This is a genomic window from Paraburkholderia sp. MM5384-R2 (assembly GCF_014201025.1).
Lineage (GTDB): Bacteria > Pseudomonadota > Gammaproteobacteria > Burkholderiales > Burkholderiaceae > Paraburkholderia > Paraburkholderia tuberum.
Map to the genome: position 1 here is coordinate 1 of NZ_JACHDI010000055.1, position 21,215 is coordinate 21,215.

The following is a 21,215-nucleotide window of genomic DNA, read 5'->3' on the forward strand; positions in this document are numbered from 1 at the left end:
TGTTGATGAAGGTTCGAGACTCCATCATGGCACTGTGATACCAATTCGCGGCTTCCACCGCACCCTCGGGACGGGGGAAGTCCCTTTCATTCGCTGAACAAGCCGCTGAATTTGCGGCACCCAGGAATCGGCCATGAATTCGCGATATTGAGCGTTGCGTGATCGGGGCGTCGCCCCGAGCTGGCCTCTTTCTTCTCGATCTATGCTTGAGCATCTCTCAAGGTAATAGGAGTTTCAACGCCAAAACTGAACGGAGCCCGCTGGTGGCGCTCGTTTGGTCTTCGGCTCGGCTCCCTCAAGCGTCCAGTCCTTCGCTTTGCTCCTCTCCGCCCGGAAACTTCAGTTGGCGCACCTTGTGATAAAGCGTCTTTTTCGGCATTCCCAGTTCAGCGCTGGCCTCGGCGATATTCCCGTTGTGCCGCCGCAGCATGTCCGCGATCAGCATATGTTCGAAATGGGCAAGTTGCTCCGCAAGCGTTCCGGTTTTAATCCGCAGCCCTCCGGCCGGAAGCAGGCGGTCGCCATCGAGCCCAAGGACAAAGCGATCCGCGACGTTCTGTAATTCCCGCACATTGCCCGGCCACTGATGCGTCATCAGCTCCGAGACCTGCGATGCAGACACAATCGGAGCTGACAGCCCGAAACGAAGTGCGGCAGCGAGTACGAAATGCTCGAATAGCAGCGGTATGTCTTCTCGACGTTCGCGCAGAGGGGGCAAATCGATCAGCGCGACGTTCAACCGATACAGCAGGTCAGCGCGGAAACGTCCGTCTGTCGCAAGTTCGACGAGATCTGCCTTCGACGCCGCCACGATCCGGCAATCGACAGCTATCGCCTCGTTGGAGCCCAGTCGCTCAATCTGGCGTTCCTGCAATACCCGCAGCATCTTGATCTGCAATGCGATCGGCATGGTTTCGATCTCGTCCAGAAAGAGCGTGCCGCCGGTGGCCCATTCGATCTTGCCGATGCGGTTCTTGATTGCACCCGTGAACGCACCGGCCTCATGACCGAATAGCTCACTCTCGAATAGCTGCTCGGGTAAGCCGCCACAGTTGAGCGCTACGAAATGGTGATCACGGCGCCCACCGAAATCGTGCAGTCCACGTGCGATCAGTTCCTTGCCCGTGCCCGTTTCGCCTGTAATCAGCACCGACACTGAGGTATCCGCCAGCCGCAGGATTTTCCGTCGAACCTCGACGATCGCGGGCGACTTGCCGAGCACAAGCGCCTCTATTCCCCGCCAGTTGTGCAGCGCCGCGCGCAAACCCTGCACTTCGAGCGTTAGACGGCGCTTCTCGACAGCGCGTGTCACACGACTCGCGATGTGGTCCGACGAAAAAGGCTTCTCGATGAAATCATAGGCGCCCGTTCGCATCGCCCCCACCGCTGTCGCGATGTCCGCGTGCCCGCTGATCAGTACAACAGGGATCTGTGGATCGATCGCAAGGACACGTTCGAGCAATTTCAGACCGTCGATGCCCGGCATCCGTACATCGGACACTATCACCACTGGTGCACCCGGTGCGACCTCCGCCAGCGCCGCGGCCGCCGACTCATACGCCCGCACTGGAAAGCCAGCCAAAGCAACCGCCTGCTCGACGCCGAGACGCACGTTCTCATCGTCTTCGACCACAACAACGCTGATCTCATCGCCCATTGGCTGCCTCCTGCTCCGTCGTCGCGGAGAATTCAATCGTGAATTGTGCGCCGCCGTCGGGTCGGTTGGCAGCGGAGATTCGCGCCCCAAAGCCGTCCACAAGCCGTGAGGTAATCGCGAGCCCGAGACCCAAACCGCGGCCTCGCGGCTTCGTCGTCACGAATGGTTCGAATAGATGCGCCAGAACCTCCGGCGCGATGCCCGTGCCACTGTCGCTGACGTTGAATAGCACACGGCTCGGCTGTTCGGTTCTGGAAGCTTCGATGGCGATCATGCGCTTATCCTGATCCGCGACGGCATCCAGCGCATTGCCGAGCAGATTGACGATCACCTGCTGCAACTGACTCGGCTCTGCGCATACCGTCGTGCCTGCCGGGATCAGGAGATCGAGTTGCACCTGCTCGTCGCGAATCCGTGCTTCGTAGATCTGGACCGCATGTGCGACCGCTTCATTCAGTGACACCGCGACACGTTCGAATCCAGGCTTGCGGGCGAAGGTCTTAAGTTCGCTTGTGAGTGACGCCATGCTGTCGACGAGCCGCGAAATTCGTTCGAGGTTTCCGATGGCAGGCGCAGGCTGATTGCGTTCGAAAAACGTCCGTGCATTGTCGCAGAGCGTTTTGATGGCAACGAGCGGCTGGTTCAGTTCATGCGTCAGACCGGCCGCCATTTGTCCGAGCACCGCGAGCTTGCCCGCATGCACGACCTCTTTCTGGGAATCCCGCAGTAGCTGCTCGGTGCGTGTGCGCTCGACAATCTCCTCCCGCATCCTTTCATTGGCCTGCGTCAGTGCCGCCGTGCGCTCGCGGACCGTGAACTCCAGTCGATCATTGGCGCTGCGCAGCGCGTCCTGTGCCCTGAGTTTTTCCGCTATGGCGCGGCGGCGCTGGATCGCATAGAGGCAATACAGTCCGATGATGAGGAAGCCCCCCGTGACGAACGCCAGCGCGATCTGTTGCTGGCGCCGCGCGCCGGAGACGTCAAGCAGGATCATGATCGAATCGCCGGCCTCGGGCGCGGTTCGCGACATTGCCAGATAGCGCCGCTCGTGGCCTGGGCGACCCCAGTCGGGAAAGCGTGCAAACCACGCCGAAGTGTCCCAGGCACCGAGACGCCGGTACGGTAGTGCTTCCACGCTTCGGCCGGCATATTGCCGCGATGCCTGGATCTGGCGTTGCTGCTGCGCCGTTATCGGTCTAAGCGACGTGAACTTCCACGCCGGAACAGTGGAAATGACAATCACGCCGTTACTGTCGATCACCATCGCCGCTACGCCCGGCACCCTCCACGCGGATTCGAGCGCGTCTACGCTGACCTTGACGGCCGTGGCCCCGATCGGCCCGCCATCCTCTCGTACCGCGCTCGCGAAATAGAGGCCAGGCATGCCGGTGTTCGTGCCGATACCGAAGAACCGGCCCGATCCATGTGCGAGCGCGTCCTGGAAATACGGCCGATAAGACACGTTGGTGCCGACGAAACTTTCTGGCCGATTCCAGTTGCTCGCGGCGATGACCAGGCCGTACTGGTCGATCACGTCTACGGCAACGCTGCCGGCGTCGCGATTCACTGCGTCAAGATAGGTATTGACCGTCTGTAGAAGTCCGGCCGGTCGGTGGGGCATCGCACTCAACAACGCGCGCACGCTTTCCTGCCTCGCGACGATCGAAGGCATCATCTCGTAGCGTCCGAGCTCGCTCTTCAGGCTGGCGGCATAGAGGTCGAGCCGGTGTGCGCCGACCTCCGCAAGCGCATTGATCGAACGGTCCCACGCAAACTCGACCGCGGCGGCGGCCACGCCGACGTAGAGCGCGGCGGCCGCTGCCCATCCCCACAATGGAATACCGCTTATCTTCATGCCCAAGGTCGCCCCACGGCGCTCGATTGCAGAATGACCGCCGATCCCGACACGAACGACGGTGCCTCGACGCTTGCCACCGCGACGCATCATCCCATGTGCGCTAGCACGATCAACGTGACCGTGACGACGATCGCCCCGCCAATGCGGGTGGCGATCTGCGCAAACGGCATCAGCTGCATGCGGTTGGCGGCTGTGAGGATGGCGACGTCGCCGGTTCCGCCCTGACCGCTGTGACAGGCGTTCACGATCGCCGTGTCGATAGGGTACATCTTCATCATGCGACCGACCACGAAGCCGGTCCCCATCAGTGTGGCCACCGTTGCGACGATGGTGATGATGTTCACCAGCGTGAACGCCGCCATCAGTTTGTCCCACGGCGTCATCGCCACGCCGATCGCGAACAGCAACGGATAGGTCACGGCCGTCGAGAAGAACTTGTAGACGACGAACGCGCCTTCCTGCAATGGTGGCGACACCGCCCGGGCGAGCTTGACCAGTACCGCGAGAAACAGCATGGCCACCGGCGCGGGCAGCCCGAACAAGTTGCGGCACATCAGCCCGAGCAGGTACAGCGTGATGGCGGTGATTCCAGCCGCCGCGATGTGGGAGACGTCGACGTGTCCGCGAATTTCCTCCTCCACCGGGTTCATTTCGTCCTCTTCGCCGACTTGCAGACGCCCCTGACCCGTGAGATGCGGAAAGCGTTTGCCGACCCTATCGAGCGCACCCGCGAAGATGATCGCGGTGAGACTGCCGAGCATCACGGGGGGCAGTACCTGGGCGAACAGTTCGCCTTGCGGCAGGTGCAGGATTTCCGAATAGCCGACCGACAACGGTATCGCGCCTTCGCCGATGCCGCCCGCCATGATCGGCACAACGATATAGAAGAACGTATGGCGCGTGCCGAGCCCGAGTGCCGTGCCGACGAGCGTCCCGACGATGCCCGCCGCGACCGAGCCGAGCGCGAGCGGAACGAAGATCTTGATGAACCCCTGGATCAGCACACGCCGGTCCATGCTCAGAATGCTACCCACGATGATCGACGCAATGAACAGGTAGAGGAAATTGGTCGATTTCGTGAAATCCGTCGTGAGCGTGAGGATCGGCTTGGGCAGCAAATGGTAGTAAGTCAGCGCGGACGGGATGAAGGTCGCGAAGATCGCTGCAGCGCCGATATTTCGCACGATCGGCAGACGCTTGCCGATCTCCGCGCAGGTGAAACCAAAGAAGGCCAATACAGCGATCGCCATCGAGATTTCGCCGGGCACCTTCCCGGTGATCGCGAAACCTGCGATCAGCGCGAGCAGGATAATGTAGACCGGCAGCGGAATAATACCGATCCGGTATTCCATCAGTTTCCACCAGCCCTCAGGCCAGAATCGTGGCTTGATTTCTGGTTGCGGCGCCGGCAGTGGCTGTGATCTGTTGGAAGTAACTTGCACGAAGTGTCTCCTCGGCGTTTGAAGGCCGGCGCCGCATTCCGATAGAACGCTCGAATGCGGCCCGGTCTTTGATCTGATCAGTCGATCGTATCGACAGCTTTTTGCGCTCATGCAACGAATCGTACGCTCGCCTGAGGGGTGCGCGTTTCGAGATTGCGGCCGCGATTCATATGGTCGTCAACCTCCGCAGCGCAGCCGATCATCCGGCCATACAGGAACACGGTAAAGGCCGCGGTCTCCAGCGCCTGATTGGAGAAGTCCCCCGCCCGATGGCGAGCCCACAGCATCTTCAGCAACACCGAGGCAATCACTGCATCCACGTTGACCGCGAACACGTTGCGCGTCACGTTTTCGTCGTACAACGCCTGCACCAGCGCGCGGTAGTAGTCATGGAAGACGTTGTACTCGCCCCGAGCCTCGAAGCGTTGACGCACGAACGCCTCCCTGGGATCGACGTTGATGGGCTTGCCCTTGAATACCGGATGGTTGATGCAGGGCAGCGCCGTGGCTTGCTGTGCGCCGACCTCCTTGCGTTGTGTCCGCTCCTCGCCATATGCACGTGCGAATCCGGCAGCCATCGCTTTCAGGTCGAGACCGTGCGCCGGATCACCGGGATCGGTCATCGCGACCTCCTTAAAACGCTCAAGCAGGAACGCCACTCCCTCGAAGCCATTGCCGCCATGCGCGTAGCCCGCGTGGGTGAGAAAACCGACCATCGCTTTGTTGAGTTGGACTCGTTCCGGCGTTTCGGGACCGTCCGACGATACCGCGCCCTTCGCGCCCTGCGGAGATCGCGCCCGGTCCGTTCGTGAGCAGCAGGCCCACGAGTGTCTGAAATCCAAACAGCTCAGCTTCATCCGGCTTGCCCCCAATCAACGCGGCGCACGCAACATCGGTCAGCGAGCGCTGTCCTAGCACCTCGTCCATCGCGATACCGCAGAAGCGTCCCGCTTCATGTTGTCCGGCGTCGACCGACGCGCCGATCAGCGTTCCGAACAGGCGCATCCACCATGGCAGGTTTTCGACGGTCATCCGCGATACGCGTTTGCGCATCAACGGCCCCCACGCGAGCGTCGTGGTGATTGCAGCCAGCACGGCATCGGCGTTCGGGTGTCCGTCGAGGCCCTGTAAATAGCGGATGAACACGGATTTCGCTTCTCGGTTCGCCAAACCTGCGAGCATCGCCTGGGCCTTTTCGTCAGGCGCCTCACACGTGAGCAACGCGCGCGTCTCGGCATCGGCCTGCAGCAACGACAACTCGAAGTCTTCGTCGAGCGCATCACGCAGGCCGGCCACGGTGCCCAGGTCGACGAACGCTTGCGCAGCCCGTCGCGCGCGGTCCGCGCGACGAGGCCCGACAATGCTCGCCGCCGCCGCGAGGACACTATTCGGCGCGTTGCCCGCGTCGCGCGCGGCTTGCGCCGCCGCAAGCGTCGCGTCGCCATGCAGGTTGAGTTCGGCGCCGACCGCAACACTGACGAGTTTCGCGTCGTTTGTGCCCCCCGGTTCATGCAACAGCGCCAGGCAAAGGTTGCCCTCGAGCGAATACTGCGCGGCCTGTAGCACCGGCACGCCGTGCAAACTCGTTACCTGCGTGCCCGGATCCATCTGCGATGCGCCCGAAGCGTCCTTCATATTCTGGCGGGGCAACACGATGCCGACCTGTTGGTTTAGCGTGGCGATCTGTGCGTCATACGGCGGCAACGCTGCGACAACCGGCAGGTCGAGCCCGGGCGGCAATGCAATTCCTATTGACGAGCGAAACCATGGCTTGAGCGCGAGAGTGCCTTCTGGCGGGAAGTCCGGCCGCGCGCCGTTTTCATGCATCACCGCCGTCAGGGCCGCCGGAATGTGGGCGATATTGGTTACGAGCGCGCCTTTTGCGCTACACACCGGATCGTCCGGTGTGAACGGTCGATCGACGCCAAATTTCTCCATGAACCAGCGCTCTTTTGATGCGGCGTCGTCGTTGCCGCCGGCCAATGCCCCCGCATGGCCGACCGCGCGCGTCAGTTTCTGCTTCCAGCGGCCGACCACGCAGGCGACCACCGGCTTGCTAAAATTCGCCTCCAGTTCGTAATACCCGCCCGGCTCCGAGTACAGCACGGCCGCCTTGCTGCGCGCGTCATTGGCGAGCGCGAACGCGAACTCCGGCGCCGCGAAATGGATATAAACGTCCTTACCGCTCGACATCAGCGTAGTCGTTCCCCAGCCGGCCATTCGCAGGTACGTCGCGATCGTTGTCGTGAAGTTTCCCGAGTTTGAGAAGATCGCGATCGAGCCTTTCTTGAGCGCCTCGTCAGGGCTATCGCCGCCGAGTGCGCCGCCGATGCGCACGCGGTTCCACGCATCGGCAATGCCGAGGCTATTGCCGCCGAAGATGTCAATGCCGTTTTGCTGCCCCATCGCGCGGATCTCGCGCGAATCGTGCACGGACAATTTCTCCGTGACGATAAAGATTTTCTTCAGTTCTGGATTAACGCGAATCAGTTCGGCCACACCGTCGCGCGCAGCGGATGGCGGCAAATAGATCACGCCGCAGTTAAAACGATGGCCGTCCTGCAGCCCTTCCAGCACGCTGTTGTACACGGGGATATTGCCAAGCGAAGTCTCCAGCACCTGTCCGCGGCGTCCGGGTGACGTGCCGAAAACCACGTTACCTCCCGAATACGCGTGGCCCACCGGCGTGACTTGTCGCGACTCGCCCCCGAGTATGTTCAGCACGCACACACGGTCCTCGCGGCAGGCGGCCTGCGCGAGCGAACTGATGCCGACGTAGTATTTGAAATCTCCTGCACCTTGCCTGTACATGGTCTTCCTCCAGATTGATTAGATGCTCAGGTCACGTCTGTTCAGGCCTGGGCGGGCGCGCCTTGCACACTGCTGAGCGTCGCTGAGACCAGCTCGCGGCCGCCTGCTTTCATCCACGCGTCCGCCGCCTTCGCGTACTGGATAACTTCGCTGATATCTGAATCGAACCCGAAAATGCTGTAGGGCAGGCCGAGCGCATCGCACGTATCACGCATTGCACCCATGCCGCGTACAAGATTAGGGCCGCCGCGCCCGATCACCACGTAAAGCGGCGTCGGTCCGTTCTTGCTGAAATGCTCGCGCAACGCATCGGCCATTGCGCGCAGCGTCTCGAAGATATCGGTGTTGTTCGACTTTCCGCCGATGATGAACAGCACGTTGGTCTGTTTCAGCCAGTGCTTGAAACAGATGCGCGCCACTTCCTTCATCTTTTCGTAGGGAGGATTCCCACCGAAGTCCGAGGAAATGATCGCGTCGTCACCCAGGATCTCCGACACCAGCGAGTTGGCGCCGCCGCCAAAAGTCGGCGCCAGGATCGTGCCGCCTTCGTTGATCACGTAGACGTCGCTTTGACCCTGGTAGGTTCGCAACTGGTTGATCTCTGATTCGAAATCGGAATAGTCGACCGAGAACACGTGCGCGGGTATGTCGAGCCGCTGCCAGCGAACGTCGTCGCGATCAAAGCCGCATTTGAAATCGCATGCGACTGGCGTCAGCCGGCCATCGCGACCGGCCTGCATGCGGATCGGGTTCAGCTCGAGCGTCGTCATGCCGAAGTTGTGATACAGCTCCCACAGTTTTGGCAGGTGTTGGACCAGCGGCGAAATGATTTCCTTAGGCGCGTTCAGGCGCGACAGCGCGTTGGCGACGACGAACGCCTTCAGCCCGGTGAGCGGATCAAACGGCACGTGCACGATCATGCTGGGGTCGAGTTCCTCGATGTCGACGCCGCCGTTATGCGTGAGTGTCATCGTGGGCGCCCTGAAGCGCGTCGAATCGGTGATCGAGAAATACACTTCATGCTGCGCCGGCACGGAGCCTTCGAAGGTCACGCCATTAGCCTTGGCGGTCTGATTTCCATGCCGGTGTTCGGCGAAGTACAGGCGCTCCTTCTCGTTCAGTGCGGTTTTCAGGTCGCTCGCTCGCCCGATGAGTCCCGCCTTGCCCTTTTTGCCTATCCCACCCTTGAACATTGGCTTCACGAATACCGAGCCATGACGATCGATCAGGGCTTTGATCTGCTCTTCGCTTGCGTCAGGGCCGAGAACTTCGGCAGTAGGGAAACCGCCGAATTTCAACAGTCTTGAGCCGTACAACATACCAGTGACTTGCATATCGTCTCCTTGCGGGTTGCTTCCTGAATGGACTGCGGGGTGGCATCGGCGGGCGCGCCGGATACAGTGACGAACAATCGACGGACGCATCTGTCCCGCCGGCTGCGGGAGGCAGTCGGTGATCAGGGCAGAATGGGAAAAGTCGAGTTGCGGCTTAGTAACGCCGCGCGAGTGAGCGCGGGGGGATAAATCGAATCATGGATGTTGTCTCCGTAGGTGAGTCCTGTGCGGACTGCTTTAATGACGTTGGATGCTCTATGCGTTGAGCAACGCAAGGCCCGTGCCAACGTTCGCCTGCGTGGAGGTTGCGTATCTTATTGATTTATATGGATTTCGTTGACCGAAAAATGACTGGCAGACGAACCGATTCTCGAAAGTCAGAATCCGCCGGCTGCGCAGGCTGAGAGTTCAGCCGCCCTAGAAAGCCGAGCTTGGAAAATTGACGTCGTCCGGTGCCGCTGCGCATTCGCGCATCGGGCACGCAGTCGCCAGCGCGCATTTCCCAGTTGTCCCATGCGACCGGTGCTTCCTGCCCAAGATACCGTCAAGCCATTCCCAAAATCAGCAAATAAATCGACTGCGCGACTGACCATGATGCGAGCGCACTCTAATGCCCGCGAAGGCCGGTTTATTGCCGTCCGATGCGGCAGGACAAGTGGCCGTTGTCGGACCTGAAAGCTGCCGCCGAGTCCCGCCGGTGTTCAGCGGCGGCAGTGGGTCCGGGTGCCGCCGATCGCCGTCCCTTCGATCGCCGCAAAATAGCTTCGCCTGTGACAGCGGGAGTACGAGATCCTATGAAAACCCGTAAGCGGTTCGTCACCGCAATATTGGCGGTGCTCGTCGCCATCGCGGTGCTCTTTATCCCGTTGCCGCAGCGAATCCGGTTCGACACGCGCATCGTTACGGTTGCGTCGATACAACGCCCTCCCACGGTCGTGTTTGACTATGTCACGACGCCGGCTCACTGGCCAACCTGGCATCCGTCATCGCTCGCGGTCAGCGGTTCGGTGGACCATTCGCTCGATGTGGGCGAGCAGGTAACGGAGGAATTCAGGGTGGCGGGCAGGCGTGGCCGCGTTGCGTGGACAGTCGCGGCACGTGTGCGTCCGAGCAAGTGGGTGATAACAGGAAAGATTGACGGCAGACCGGCCGGCACCGTCACTTATTCGCTGACATCGACCGTGAGCGGAACCTGTTTTGAACGTGAATTCACTTATCGCGCGCCGTCGTTGTGGTTCGCGATATCGAACTGGTCCGTGCTTCGCGCGCGGATTCAATCTGAATCGGATACGGCAGTCTTGCGACTTAAGAGCCTTGTGGAAGCGTCACCGCAGCATTAGCAACGTCGCTCGGCCGGCGTTGTGACTTGGCGCTTTCACGACCAAGCTGAATCCTTGGGTACAAGTCTGCCAGCGGCCATTCGTGAGGTGAATCGCAGCGCAAGAGGGTGCCATATGCGGAACCGGGTCAGAGTCAGCGCGCGGCCAACTGCTGAACCGCCCCGGAATTTGGTGGAGGCTCCAACTCTTGAGAAACTGGAGCCATGAAGAAGTCGAACAAATTTTCTGCTGAAGTCCGCGAAGGTGCAGTGCGCATGGTGCAAGAGCATCGGGGCGAGTATCCGTCACAGTGGACGGCGATCGAATCCATCGCCCCCAAGATCGGCTGCACGAGCCAGAGATTGCTCCCCTCCGCGCCGACGCGCATCAGCCTCATAAACCGACCACTGTCAGATTTAGTCTAGTCCATTGCACATCATGGTCTCAGCAACATGGACAATAGATCGAATCCATAGCGCATGACAAAGTGCTGGTCTAAAAACCGGAACCTGTCATTCTCCACGTAGATTCGTCGGTCCGCATAAAAAATTGTCCGCGAGTTGATACCGGCGACCGCATCGGCCGGCAGCTCGATCGCATCAACGCGGTCATCGAATCGCCCGCGGATGGCGAGGCTTTTTGAAAGCGGGCAAAACACTGACGTACCTTGAAGTCCGAAGCCCGGAGGGTAGAATCCGCCCTCCATTTCTTTATCATCCCCGCATAGCGTGACGGGGCGATCCGAAGTCGCGAACCCACCTGATCCACGCTCAGCCCTCGCAACAATCCAGCTACGTCGATTCAGGAGCTTGTACACCGTCATCAGGGACTTGAGTTCCTGTTCAACGTATCCGGTCGTGGGCGCTGCGATGGTATAGCCGCCCCGCTCCACAAACTCCGTGATTTCCTCGTAGGTGAGGTCTGCCGCGCCCTCGACGCCGGCCTCAGCAGCCTTTCTTTTCTGCGATTCCCAACGCCGACGATTTGCAACGGCAGTTTCCATCTGCCTGCGGGTTGCTTGTTCCTTAAAGTGACGCATGATCTCACTGCGGCCCGAATTGCGTACAGCCAGCAGGGCGTTCTATGCGCCAGACGTTGAAGAGCTTGAATGGGTGCGCCGCAACGCGCGCGGCCAGTCTTCGAGACTGGGGCTGCGGGTTCTGCTAAAGGTCTTTCAGCAGATGCACCACTTTCCCTTCGTTGATGCCATTCCCGCCGTTGTCATCGAACACATCCGGGCGAGCGCAAGCATCGGTGCCGAGGCCGCATTCGACCACAACAGGGCCAGGTCGCCCGCCTTGTTTCGTCACTATGCGGCAGTCCGGGAATTTCTCGGTATCCAGTCACTATTACGGCACCGATGCCAATGAAATTGCAGTGCGCGGGGCACACGAGGCTGCCGGGACAATGGATCAGCCGGTGGACATCATCAATGCAACCATCGACAGCCTGATCCAGCAGCAGGTCGAACTGCCCGCATTCTCGACGCTCGACGCCATTGTGGAACAGGTCCACACCCGAGTTCAAACGGCGCTGTTCCGCCGCGTCTCGCGTCGCCTTTCGGATGAAGACAAGGTCCAGCTGGACCGGCTGGTCAAGCGCGAATTCAACCAGCGCGAGAGCGCGTACAACACCATCAAGCGATACGCCTTGCCTTCTATGACTTTCCTGCGGAACACTGGCAGCATCTGCGAACGACCAATCCGATTGAGTCGACCTTTGCCACCGTTCGACATCGAACAACCCGCACTCGCAATTGCGTCTCGCGCCCGACCTTCCTTGGTCTTGCATTCAAGCTCATCGAGTCAGCGGAACGATCATGGCGACGCATTCGTGCGCCAGAAAAAATCGCCTCGCTGCTCGGAGGCGTTTCCTTCAAGGACGGACTACCGGTGACCGACAGCACACCGGCTCAGCAACCGCTTGCCGCCTGATCAGGCCGCGACTTGTAAACACCACATTTGACATTACAGTAACTCTTTATTTCGGGCCGTCAGCGACACACATCGCCTGATCGATCGAAATGGTCTGCGATTTCGGCACGGGCGCCAATGTGGCACACTGCACTTTCTTTTGTAGCACGTGAGGGCTGTCCACCGCTCGAATTCGTGAATGAGGACCTGATGGGAAGAGCCAGCCGCGGCAAGAAAATACCGCAATCCTTCGTAGCAACACTGCCCGCATCGCTGAGCAGTCTCCCGTTTTCGCCCGGATGCAACCCATACGGCAAGATCTCCGCTTCCCTGATCGACCTCATCGATCCGTATGCCGACGAAGACCTGCCGCTCGACACGATGCGCAGGCTGGTCGGCATGGGAGTAGTCGCCTGGAACATTGCCTCAACGAACGACACACTTGACGAAGCAACTGCCGAACTCGACCGCTTCATCCGCGATACCCCGGCGCTCGGCGCATCCGCCGGCACCGCCGCAGAGGACTTTCGCGTGGCCGTCCTGGCTCTCGTCCGGCGCAAGTACCTTCTGCTTCCGCAAGACAAACGGCTCGTGGCCTCATATGAGCTCAGTCGTGAACGCTCCGGACTCCATCTGCGCGCAGCGGCTGTGCAGCACGGATAGGCAGGCGTTACCGACCAGGTCAGTCTTGACATCGGTCCGCTGCTACCCCGACCCGCCGCGTCACCGCCCTTCGCTGCACAAGCCCTGGTTATTCCTCGCGAGGGGTAAGCTTTTACAGGAGTGACGCCCGGTACGCCAGGCGGAACATCCGAGCCCGGACACTTACCTGCCGATGCGGCGGCTCACGGGCGTGGGGCGTGGGGTGGGGCGTTCACCACTGTGCAGTGGCAATTCACGTATCCCGGATCAGCAAGGAAGAAAATCCGCCCTGGCGCGAATGCATCTTGCGAGGACCGGACATCTGGCACGTCACCCGCCCCGCCACAGACTCCCAGTCACGATGTCCCTCTGGCCCCAATGCCAGAATTTTGGAGCAGCGCCAGCGTTTGCTGGGTGTCCTCATTGTTTTGCACGTCCTGAACGACGAGCTTCGTTCCGCCATTCTGACGAGAAGCATGGCCAGCGAGCCCGCACCATCAAGGCGCAGTTGCACTAGCCGCGCGTGTAGACGTTGACACCGTCCTTCACGACGAGAAATTCACCCCGGAACATGCCGCCAGGCGGATTAAGCGAGACCACCGTCTCGTCGCCAACGATTAGCACGGGGCACACCCACGGCCGTCCGCGGTCCGGTCACAAAGAAACCTCGGCGGTCACCGCGTCCCACGGCGCGTTCAGACGTCCTTGCTCACGCACAATAAGCCCAGCGTTCTCCAGGATCACCACGTCCTCGTAGACACGCTTGTAGTCCCGATCCAGCGCAGTTGCCAACGCCTTCACGCTCTCTGCGCCTTCGCGATGTAGATGACGAAGCATCTCAAGGCGTTTCGGCGACAGCGCAGATAGCATCTCCTCGAGCGACAGAAACGTCACGTGCCGCTCTTCGAAATTCTCGCCTGCCTGTGCACGGTTGAACGCCGCCGCGAATCGACGACCCATATCCCGTGCGCCACCAACATGGACATTAAGTTTGCTCATGATTCACCTCGCTCGCGTTCCACATCGTTCAGAAAATCAGCCACCATCTGCTCAGGCGTCGAAAATTCGTACGGCTTTTCCCGATCGCCGTAGTGCCGGTGGTCGCCTTTACCTCGCTCATTGTCGTAGCCGATTATTCGCTGACCTGCACGGCCATAGAACAGGCTGTACTTGAGACCGTGCGGTCGTTCGCCGTCGCTTTCCGGTAATCGCCAGATGCGCATTTCGAGGATGGCCCCGTCCGGATAGACGGTTCGGTCCTCGAACATGACAGTGGCTTTCTTCTTCATATGGCGCAAGATGCCATAAACGAATTATGGCGTCAAGCGCCATAAGAAAGAGTGAAGTCTGCGACCGGGCCGGCCGTGTACAGTCGGCATCACCACGTACAGTCGCATCATTTACGGCGCAGGGGACATCGATCACTGGCGAGGCCGACGTCATATAATCGGTCAGCAAAGCGAATTGGTTGGCGCCGGTCGATTCGCGATCACCCCGCTTCGCCAGGAAGCGGGGTGCCCCCCTCCCTTGAACGTCCACGAACCTATAGGCCTGTTGTGAACCTGACCACCGATCAGCCGCTTACCGATGACGAGTTCGCTCGCCTTTCCGACTTTTTCGATGCCATTGGTCCGGGCGCGATGAACATCGAAATGCTCGACGGCTACTTTGCGGCCTTGATCTGCGGGCCCGAAATGGTGCCGCCGGGCGAGTATCTGGCCCAGATATGGGGCGAGGATTTCTCTTTTGAGAGTGATGAGCAGGCTACCGGGATCATGAGCCTGCTTATGCGTCACTGGAACACGATCGCGACCGAATTGCGCCATACGCTGGAGGAGCCGGACGTGTATCTACCCGTGCTTCTCGAAGGAGACGATGGCATTGCGCCCGGTAACGATTGGGCCCACGGCTTCATGCGTGGCGTCCAGACGCGCCCGGCAAGCTGGGGCGAGCTCATTCACGACGAGGATCACGGCGGCCCCATGCTGCCGATCATGATGCTGCATTACGAGCATGATCCCGACCCGCAGATGCGACCTCCGCCGTTGCCTCCCGAAAAGCGCGAGGAAGTGCTTCAGACGGTGATTGCGGGACTGACCCACATCTACCGTTACTTCGAGCCTCACCGGCGGGCTCTTGCGAGCATGCCAACTCATGTGCCCATGCGCCGGGATGGGGCGAAGGTCGGGCGCAACGAACCGTGCCCGTGTGGTAGCGGCCGCAAGTACAAGCATTGCTGTCTCGCAAACGAGCCAACTCTGCATTGATGAACCAGGCAACAGGGAGAACGGACATGCCTCAGGGAGCGGACGATCTGCCATGGAATGCCAATGGCCCGGCGTACACGTCGCGGCAGGATCGTCACGGCGTGCCGCTGTCGTACGTCAGCGAGAAACTCAGTCGCGCAATCGGAGATTTGCATCGGCTCGCGCAACGTTGCCAGAGCGGGCGCGATGATTTGCGCTCCGCCATGTATCACCTTCTGGTTGCGTATCTGGGGCTTCGCAATATGCTGGGCAAGGCGAACGACCATACCCTGACTCACCGGCTACTCGACGGCAGCAGTCAGAACTCGAAACGTGGCTGCGTCTGGTTGACCGCGAAGGCGATGTTCAGGGACTTGCGGGTCTGGAAGATCGCGACTGAGCGATCTTCATCGGCGGGGGCTGAGTTGGGAATCGATCGCCTACGGGCGACGAACTTCCGGATGCGGTCAACAAGACCCGTAGGCCAGTACCACGATCCGGTCGCTCGAACGTTACAACCTATCGGAGGGGAGCCATGGTCGCAGTCAATCACGATGAGCTTTCTATGGCCTTCGACTTCGTGAGCTTCGCGGCCCCGATGGAGCATAACGCGTATGTCTCGCTCGATACGGGCAAAGTCTACTGGACGTCTGATTCCACCGATGCGTTCGACGAGGATCTCCCTGACGACCTTGAAACTTCGGACCGTTACCTTGCGATACCGCATAAGAGCGAACTCGATCTTGGAAGAAGTCTCGCCTTGCGCTTTGTCGCACAAAAGCTGCCTGCGTGTTACGACCTGGTTGAAGAATTTTTCCGACGGCAAGGGGCTTACGCGCGCTTCAAGGATCTGCTGGAGCGCGAAGGCGTTCTCGAGCTCTGGTATTCGTTTGAAGCCGACTCTGTCGAAAGAGCGCTGAGGCAATGGTGCGCCGAAAACGGGCTCGAGATTCTTGAGACGTGACGGGCCGGTTAGATACGCCCAAATGTATGACCACATACGTCATCCATTGGAATTCACGTGCGACCATGAAAACAATCTGCTGGTCGAGAACTGAGACTGGCATGTCCCGATCCGACCAGGGGCGAGATTGGGACCGACCGCCGGTTACCGTTTATGCTGCGCAGGCGATCCGCGAGACGGCGCCAGCACGGCGACGAATTCCTCGGCCGGCAGCAGCGCCGCGCAACCGCTTCGGCTCCGGATCAGGCTACGGCTGACCGACGAGCTGCCGACCCGATCGCACGTGCAGGAAGTGAGGCGCCTTTCAAGGGCCCTCCTGATCAATGGCCCGTCGCCCCGGCGCTCACTTCGGGAACCTGCGTGGATGATAAGGAATACATATGAAATGGTGACCATTCCTTTTATGTAAAATTGCGGTTTTGCATCCTCGCAATGAGATACGTGGGAAACGCATGACTGCATCTCCTTCCTGTCGTCGAATCCGCGCACCATGAAGCAGTTGCGGATCCCTGGGCCGATCAGCATTGCGGCTTAGATTTCAGAGACGCCGGAACCCAGATAGCCGAAGACTGCGCTTGCCATCGGACGGGGCCAATACCATGGCTCAGGCGGGAGGACCGGTGCGGTGTCGGGGGCTGTCAAGGGCAATTCTTACCGGGCAAATGTCCCAGATTCTTTCACAGTACTCATCAATCGCTCGATCAGACGAGAATTTCTCCGAGTGCGCCGTGTTGAGAATCGACATGCGCGTCCAGCGCCCGGGGTCCTGCCAAGCGGCGCTTACCCGGTCCTGGCAAGTCACGTAGTCCGCATAGTCGGCAAGTACGAGAAATGGATCGGCCTGCAGCAGGTTCTCGACGAGTGGGCGAAACGCCTGCGGGTCCCCGCGGGAAAAAAATCCGCCTGCGATCAGATCGAGCGCTTCGCGCAACTCGGCATTGCTTTCGACATGCACAGCGGGACGATAACCTTCGTGCTTGACCCGCTCTACCTGTTCAGCAGTCAGACCGAAGAGGAAAAAGTTCTCGTCGCCCACTTCTTCGCGGATCTCGACGTTGGCACCGTCCAATGTTCCGATAGTGAGCGCGCCGTTCATCATGAACTTCATGTTGCCGGTACCGGACGCTTCCTTGCCGGCGGTCGAGATCTGCTCGGACAAGTCGGCGGCCGGATAGATGAAGTGCGCGTTCTTCACATTGAAATTGGGAAAGAACACGACCTTCAGTCGGCCGTTCATCGCCGGATCGTTGTTCACGACTTCGGCCACGCCGGTGATCAGTCGGATCATAAGCTTTGCCATCGCATAGCCTGGCGCCGCCTTCCCGCCAAAGATGAAACAGCGCGGTACGATGTCCTGCCCGGGATTGAGGCGCAGACGCTGATAAAGCGTGACGATGTAAAGCGCGTTCAGGTGCTGACGCTTGTACTCGTGAATACGTTTGACCTGAATGTCGAACAGCGCATCGGGATCAAGGACGATGTCCGTGACGTTGCGGATCCGTTGCGCCAAGACCTGCTTGTTCGATCGTTTGACCTCACGCCATTCCTCCTGGAAGGCCGAATCGTAAGCATACGCGTCGAGATTCCGAAGCCGCCGGAGGTCGGTGACCCACCCATCACCCACCGTCTCGTCAAGAAGCCGGGCGAGGCCCGGATTGCTGAGCAACATGAATCGGCGCGGTGTGACGCCGTTTGTAACGTTGTGGAAGCGCTCTGGCCACAGTTCAGCAAAATCCCGCAGTACGGTCTGTCTGAGCAGCGCGGAATGCAGCGCGGCCACACCATTGACAGCATGGCTGCCGATCGTCGACAGATGGGCCATGCGGACCCTCTTCTCCCCTCTCTCGTCGATCAGCGACATTCGCGCGATGCGGGCATCGTCACCGGGATGCCTTTGCCGAACCTCGTCGAGGAACCGGCGGTTGATCTCGTAGATGATCTCGAGCGGCCGCGGCAGCAGGCTTTGAAACAGTGGTACTCCCCACGTCTCAAGTGCCTCAGGTAGCAGTGTGTGATTGGTATAGGCGAACGTGCGGCGGGTGATGTCCCACGCCTCGTCCCATGGCACGAGACGTTCGTCCACCAGCAGGCGCATCAGTTCGGCTACCGCGATGGACGGGTGGGTGTCGTTCAACTGCGCGGTGAACATGTTCGCGAAATGTTCCACCGGTTCCCGCCTGCGGTCGAGCAGGCGCAGCATGTCCTGCAGCGAGCAGGATACGAAGAAATATTGCTGGGCCAGGCGCAATCGCTTGCCGGCCTCGGGCTCATCGTTGGGATACAGCACCTTTGAGAGCGTCTCGGAGATCACCTTCTCCTGTACCGCCTCATAGTAGTCGCCGGCGTTGAAATCCTGCAGGTCGAATGATTCGACCGCCTCGCTCTTCCACAGACGCAACGCGTTACACGTGTTGACCCGGTAACCTAGTATGGGCATGTCGCAGGCCACGCCTTTGACCTGATGCGCCGGTATCCACCGAACGACAAAACGGCCCTGCGCGTCGATCTCGTTTTTGGTGTGCCCGCCAAAGGCAACATAGAAGCTCACGTCCGGGCGAACGAATTCCCATGGATTTCCCCACTGGAGCCACTTGTCAGTCAACTCGACTTGTGAACCGTCACGGATATCCTGGTGGAAGATGCCGAACTCATAGCGGATGCCGTACCCGATGGCAGGGATTTCAAGCGTCGCAAGCGAATCCAGGTAACAGGCAGCAAGCCTCCCGAGACCTCCATTGCCCAATCCCGGCTCTTCCTCGATCGCCAGCAGCGTATCGAGATTCTGGCCGAGCGACCGTAATGCCGCCCGCGCGTTGGCCTCGATGCCAAGGTTAATCAGATTATTGCCCAGTTGCGGTCCAATCAGGAACTCGGCAGAGAGGTAGCAGGCAACCCTTATCTCGCGTTCCGTATAGCTCTCGACGGTCGCGGACCACCGCGCGAGCATCCGGTCGCGCACGCTGTACGCGAGTGCCATGTACCAGTCACGTGGCGTGGCGAGCGCGAGATGGCGTCCCTGCAGGCAGACAAGGTTGTCAACGATGCCACGCCGCAGCGCGTCTGCGTCGAGACCACTTCGTGCAGATTCGGCGCCTTGGGTCATGCTTACACTTGGGACACTGGCCATGATGCTCCCTCCGGTTTATCGCAACCACCCTCAGAACTGGTCCTCCGATAGCGCCAGCACCCCGCATCGCCATTCGCGCTGACAATCGACGCTTTCAGCGCCACTGCCTAGGGCAGCACATGTTCGGCAAAGAACTGCGCGGTCGCGGTTTTCGCGCCGTTGAATGAAGGATTCTCGGCCTGTTTCTGCGATGGGGCAAGCAGCGAACGCGCGTCGTGTTTTGCTATTACCAGATTCGTCATTTCGTCCGTCTCCGCGTTTTACTTAAAGCGCCTTGGCTTCGGTCTTCAGCTTCTCGACCAGCGTCTTCACATCCGGCACCATCACACCGACGCACGGCAAGCTTTATCTCTGAGAAAGCTCGCGATCATTGGATTTCCTGCGCGTCACGCCTAAGAACAATCTGGCGCGATTTCTCAAATGCATCACGCCTCGGTCCGGCATGCGCCGGCCTTCCCCGAAGACGCAGGACACCTATCTGTGCATCGTGCGCGAATTTGCGCGATTTCTCGGGCGCTCACCGGGCCCGCCCACCGTCGGGAACCTGCGACTCTACCAGTTGCATCTGGTCGATCACCGCACATCACCCGTGTCCGCGAACCATGCAAATACCGCCTGAAGTTCTTCTTCGAGGTCATCGACTACGCGCGCGCCTCTCTTCTGCGATCAACCCGGCGAACGCGTTGCTGCATGGCAGCGTCTCAAGACGCGCTGCCAGGTCGGTCCGATTTTTGGCAAATATACGTCCTCTGCGCACTGGCGTCGCCCGAACTCAACACGACAACCTCTTCTACACCTATATAGGTGTATGATCAGCTGTCTTCCTCCTGATCACTTTTGCACCGGTAGTCGGCAGTCTCATCGACTCACAGGCACGGTCCTCGAAGTCAGCGAGATCGCAAACTTCCCGCTCCAACGCAGCCGCCGAAGCAATATGACAAAGCTCTCCAGCGTCTCTGACGCGATCATCCGTCACATCGAATGCGGGTCACTGCGCGAGGGTGACCGCCTCCCCTCCGAGGGCGAACTCGCGGCATCTCATGGCGTAAGCGTTGGCACCATTCAGAAGGCTCTCGCCCGCCTCGTGCACTCCGGACTGATAACCCGCGAGCAAGGCCGCGGCACGTTTGTGTCGGGTACGCGTGTGGCCCCCGCAGACGTCCGCTACCTGCGCTTTCGCGACGCCGATGGCAACGAATTGCCGTCCTATGTTCACGGGCGCTCCGTAAGGCGTATGAAACGCAAAGGACCGTGGTCAGAATTTCTCAACGGTGACGGTTTCGTTCGCATTGAGAGAATCATCAGCGTCGGTGGACGTTTTGACCTCTATAGCGAATTCTGGCTGCGCGAGGAGCAATTCGTCGGACTGGGCAGTCTCGACAATGAGGCTCTTGATAAGAACCTGCGTGAACTCATCGGTCAGCGACTATCACTTCCCACGCTACGAGTCGACCAGTGGATCCGCTTCGGTGCACTTCCCCCGACGGCCGCTCGCGAGCTTGGGCTTGAGGCCGACGCGACCGGCTTCATCATGGAGTTGCGCGGCTACACCCTGCGCGACCAGCCGCTTTACTATCAGAGCGTCTATTCCGGGCCATTTTCGGAGCGCCTCGTGGTCGTGCGCGAGAACGCAGCATAAGCCTGACGGCTTCATCGTCCGCGCACGCAGGAGGCGCTCTCGGGCGCCTCCTGTTTTTGGAGCTGCAGTTGCCCGCGAGCGTCGCATCAGAACTGGTCTTCCGACAAGGCCAGCACGCCCTCGCCTCCCTTCGCGCTGACGATCGCCACTTCGAGCGCCGCCGCCTGGGGCAGCACGTGCTCGGCGTAGAACCGCGCGGTCGCGATCTTCGCGTCATGAAACGCTGGGTCCTCGTCGCGCTTCGTCGCCGCGGCAAGCTGCGC

The 21,215-nt window shown here is 60.1% G+C and carries 14 protein-coding genes and 6 pseudogenes; 9 read left to right on the plus strand and 11 right to left on the minus strand.

Annotated features, from left to right (window positions below):
* Positions 1 to 295: 295 nt before the first annotated feature.
* The 5 genes and pseudogenes from HDG37_RS37880 to HDG37_RS37900 all read right to left on the minus strand — a co-directional run bounded on the left by HDG37_RS37880 (position 296) and on the right by HDG37_RS37900 (position 9,102).
* The gene (locus HDG37_RS37880; protein WP_184056580.1) at positions 296 to 1,657 is read right to left on the minus strand and encodes a sigma-54 dependent transcriptional regulator; all 1,362 of its coding nucleotides are present in this window, start codon (positions 1,655 to 1,657) and stop codon (positions 296 to 298) included.
* The gene (locus HDG37_RS37885; RefSeq protein ID WP_184056599.1) at positions 1,647 to 3,512 is read right to left on the minus strand and encodes an ATP-binding protein; all 1,866 of its coding nucleotides are present in this window, start codon (positions 3,510 to 3,512) and stop codon (positions 1,647 to 1,649) included. The genes HDG37_RS37880 and HDG37_RS37885 overlap by 11 nt, the downstream gene beginning before the upstream one ends.
* A gap of 89 nt (positions 3,513 to 3,601) precedes the next feature.
* The gene (locus tag HDG37_RS37890) at positions 3,602 to 4,957 is read right to left on the minus strand and encodes a 2-hydroxycarboxylate transporter family protein (RefSeq protein WP_311541955.1); all 1,356 of its coding nucleotides are present in this window, start codon (positions 4,955 to 4,957) and stop codon (positions 3,602 to 3,604) included.
* Positions 4,958 to 5,064: 107 nt separating this feature from the next.
* Positions 5,065 to 7,768: pseudogene (locus tag HDG37_RS37895) on the minus strand (CoA-binding protein).
* 41 nt (positions 7,769 to 7,809) lie between these two features.
* A complete protein-coding gene (locus HDG37_RS37900) occupies positions 7,810 to 9,102 on the minus strand; it encodes an ATP citrate lyase citrate-binding domain-containing protein (protein WP_184056582.1) in 1,293 nt (430 codons plus the stop codon).
* 794 nt (positions 9,103 to 9,896) lie between these two features.
* Between HDG37_RS37900 and HDG37_RS37905 the strand changes: the two genes are divergently transcribed.
* Positions 9,897 to 10,442, plus strand: a complete 546-nt coding sequence (locus HDG37_RS37905; RefSeq protein WP_184056584.1) for an SRPBCC family protein — start codon at positions 9,897 to 9,899, stop codon at positions 10,440 to 10,442.
* 203 nt (positions 10,443 to 10,645) lie between these two features.
* Positions 10,646 to 10,786: pseudogene (locus HDG37_RS37910) on the plus strand (IS3 family transposase); the annotation flags it as partial.
* A 71-nt stretch (positions 10,787 to 10,857) separates the two neighbouring features.
* On the opposite strand, the gene HDG37_RS37915 reads toward HDG37_RS37910, so the two are convergent.
* Positions 10,858 to 11,460, minus strand: a complete 603-nt coding sequence (locus tag HDG37_RS37915; RefSeq protein ID WP_184056586.1) for a DUF4238 domain-containing protein — start codon at positions 11,458 to 11,460, stop codon at positions 10,858 to 10,860.
* A 34-nt stretch (positions 11,461 to 11,494) separates the two neighbouring features.
* On the opposite strand from HDG37_RS37915, the pseudogene HDG37_RS40530 reads away from it, so the two are divergent.
* The 3 genes and pseudogenes from HDG37_RS40530 to HDG37_RS37930 form a co-directional block, all read left to right on the plus strand.
* A pseudogene (locus HDG37_RS40530) lies at positions 11,495 to 12,074 on the plus strand (DUF4158 domain-containing protein); the annotation flags it as partial.
* A pseudogene (locus HDG37_RS37925) lies at positions 12,071 to 12,355 on the plus strand (transposase); the annotation flags it as partial. The pseudogenes HDG37_RS40530 and HDG37_RS37925, both read left to right, overlap by 4 nt.
* A 189-nt stretch (positions 12,356 to 12,544) precedes the next feature.
* A complete protein-coding gene (locus tag HDG37_RS37930) occupies positions 12,545 to 12,997 on the plus strand; it encodes a hypothetical protein (RefSeq protein ID WP_184056588.1) in 453 nt (150 codons plus the stop codon).
* A gap of 633 nt (positions 12,998 to 13,630) precedes the next feature.
* Here the strand turns inward: HDG37_RS37930 and HDG37_RS37935 are convergent.
* Positions 13,631 to 13,975 (minus strand): hypothetical protein, encoded by a 345-nt coding sequence (locus tag HDG37_RS37935; RefSeq protein WP_260335272.1) that lies wholly within the window; start codon positions 13,973 to 13,975, stop codon positions 13,631 to 13,633.
* The gene (locus HDG37_RS37940; RefSeq protein WP_184056590.1) at positions 13,972 to 14,265 is read right to left on the minus strand and encodes a DUF6516 family protein; all 294 of its coding nucleotides are present in this window, start codon (positions 14,263 to 14,265) and stop codon (positions 13,972 to 13,974) included. Before HDG37_RS37940 ends, HDG37_RS37935 begins: the two co-directional genes overlap by 4 nt.
* 267 nt (positions 14,266 to 14,532) lie before the next feature.
* Between HDG37_RS37940 and HDG37_RS37945 the strand changes: the two genes are divergently transcribed.
* Both HDG37_RS37945 and HDG37_RS37950 read left to right on the plus strand, forming a co-directional pair.
* Positions 14,533 to 15,243, plus strand: coding sequence for a YecA family protein (locus HDG37_RS37945; RefSeq protein ID WP_184056591.1), 711 nt, complete (start codon positions 14,533 to 14,535; stop codon positions 15,241 to 15,243).
* A gap of 514 nt (positions 15,244 to 15,757) precedes the next feature.
* Positions 15,758 to 16,186 carry a hypothetical protein gene (locus HDG37_RS37950; protein ID WP_184056593.1) on the plus strand — a complete coding sequence of 143 codons (429 nt, stop codon included), beginning with the start codon at positions 15,758 to 15,760 and terminating at the stop codon, positions 16,184 to 16,186.
* 604 nt (positions 16,187 to 16,790) lie between these two features.
* Here HDG37_RS37950 and HDG37_RS37955 read toward each other — a convergent pair.
* Positions 16,791 to 19,289, minus strand: coding sequence for a glycogen/starch/alpha-glucan phosphorylase (locus HDG37_RS37955; RefSeq protein ID WP_409260279.1), 2,499 nt, complete (start codon positions 19,287 to 19,289; stop codon positions 16,791 to 16,793).
* A 54-nt stretch (positions 19,290 to 19,343) separates the two neighbouring features.
* Positions 19,344 to 19,525, minus strand: a pseudogene (locus HDG37_RS40205) (acyl-CoA dehydrogenase C-terminal domain-containing protein); the annotation flags it as partial.
* A gap of 230 nt (positions 19,526 to 19,755) precedes the next feature.
* Here HDG37_RS40205 and HDG37_RS37965 point away from each other — a divergent pair.
* Positions 19,756 to 19,949 (plus strand): annotated as a pseudogene (locus HDG37_RS37965) (phage integrase N-terminal SAM-like domain-containing protein); the annotation flags it as partial.
* A 298-nt stretch (positions 19,950 to 20,247) separates the two neighbouring features.
* A complete protein-coding gene (locus HDG37_RS37970) occupies positions 20,248 to 20,952 on the plus strand; it encodes a GntR family transcriptional regulator (RefSeq protein WP_184056597.1) in 705 nt (234 codons plus the stop codon).
* 86 nt (positions 20,953 to 21,038) lie between these two features.
* Here HDG37_RS37970 and HDG37_RS37975 read toward each other — a convergent pair.
* Positions 21,039 to 21,215 (minus strand): acyl-CoA dehydrogenase C-terminal domain-containing protein (locus HDG37_RS37975; RefSeq protein ID WP_184056598.1); only part of this gene is annotated, 177 nt, incomplete at its 5' end.

What these genes read in the sequence shown, in the direction of transcription:
- HDG37_RS37880 (WP_184056580.1), bottom strand. Translation starts at nt 1,657, where the DNA reads ATGGGCGATGAGATCAGCGTTGTTGTGGTCGAAGACGATGAGAACGTG.
- HDG37_RS37885 (WP_184056599.1), bottom strand. Translation starts at nt 3,512, where the DNA reads ATGAAGATAAGCGGTATTCCATTGTGGGGATGGGCAGCGGCCGCCGCG.
- HDG37_RS37900 (WP_184056582.1), bottom strand. Translation starts at nt 9,102, where the DNA reads ATGCAAGTCACTGGTATGTTGTACGGCTCAAGACTGTTGAAATTCGGC.
- HDG37_RS37905 (WP_184056584.1), top strand. Translation starts at nt 9,897, where the DNA reads ATGAAAACCCGTAAGCGGTTCGTCACCGCAATATTGGCGGTGCTCGTC.
- HDG37_RS37915 (WP_184056586.1), bottom strand. Translation starts at nt 11,460, where the DNA reads ATGCGTCACTTTAAGGAACAAGCAACCCGCAGGCAGATGGAAACTGCC.
- HDG37_RS37930 (WP_184056588.1), top strand. Translation starts at nt 12,545, where the DNA reads ATGGGAAGAGCCAGCCGCGGCAAGAAAATACCGCAATCCTTCGTAGCA.
- HDG37_RS37935 (WP_260335272.1), bottom strand. Translation starts at nt 13,975, where the DNA reads ATGAGCAAACTTAATGTCCATGTTGGTGGCGCACGGGATATGGGTCGT.
- HDG37_RS37940 (WP_184056590.1), bottom strand. Translation starts at nt 14,265, where the DNA reads ATGAAGAAGAAAGCCACTGTCATGTTCGAGGACCGAACCGTCTATCCG.
- HDG37_RS37950 (WP_184056593.1), top strand. Translation starts at nt 15,758, where the DNA reads ATGGTCGCAGTCAATCACGATGAGCTTTCTATGGCCTTCGACTTCGTG.
- HDG37_RS37955 (WP_409260279.1), bottom strand. Translation starts at nt 19,289, where the DNA reads ATGACCCAAGGCGCCGAATCTGCACGAAGTGGTCTCGACGCAGACGCG.
- HDG37_RS37970 (WP_184056597.1), top strand. Translation starts at nt 20,248, where the DNA reads ATGACAAAGCTCTCCAGCGTCTCTGACGCGATCATCCGTCACATCGAA.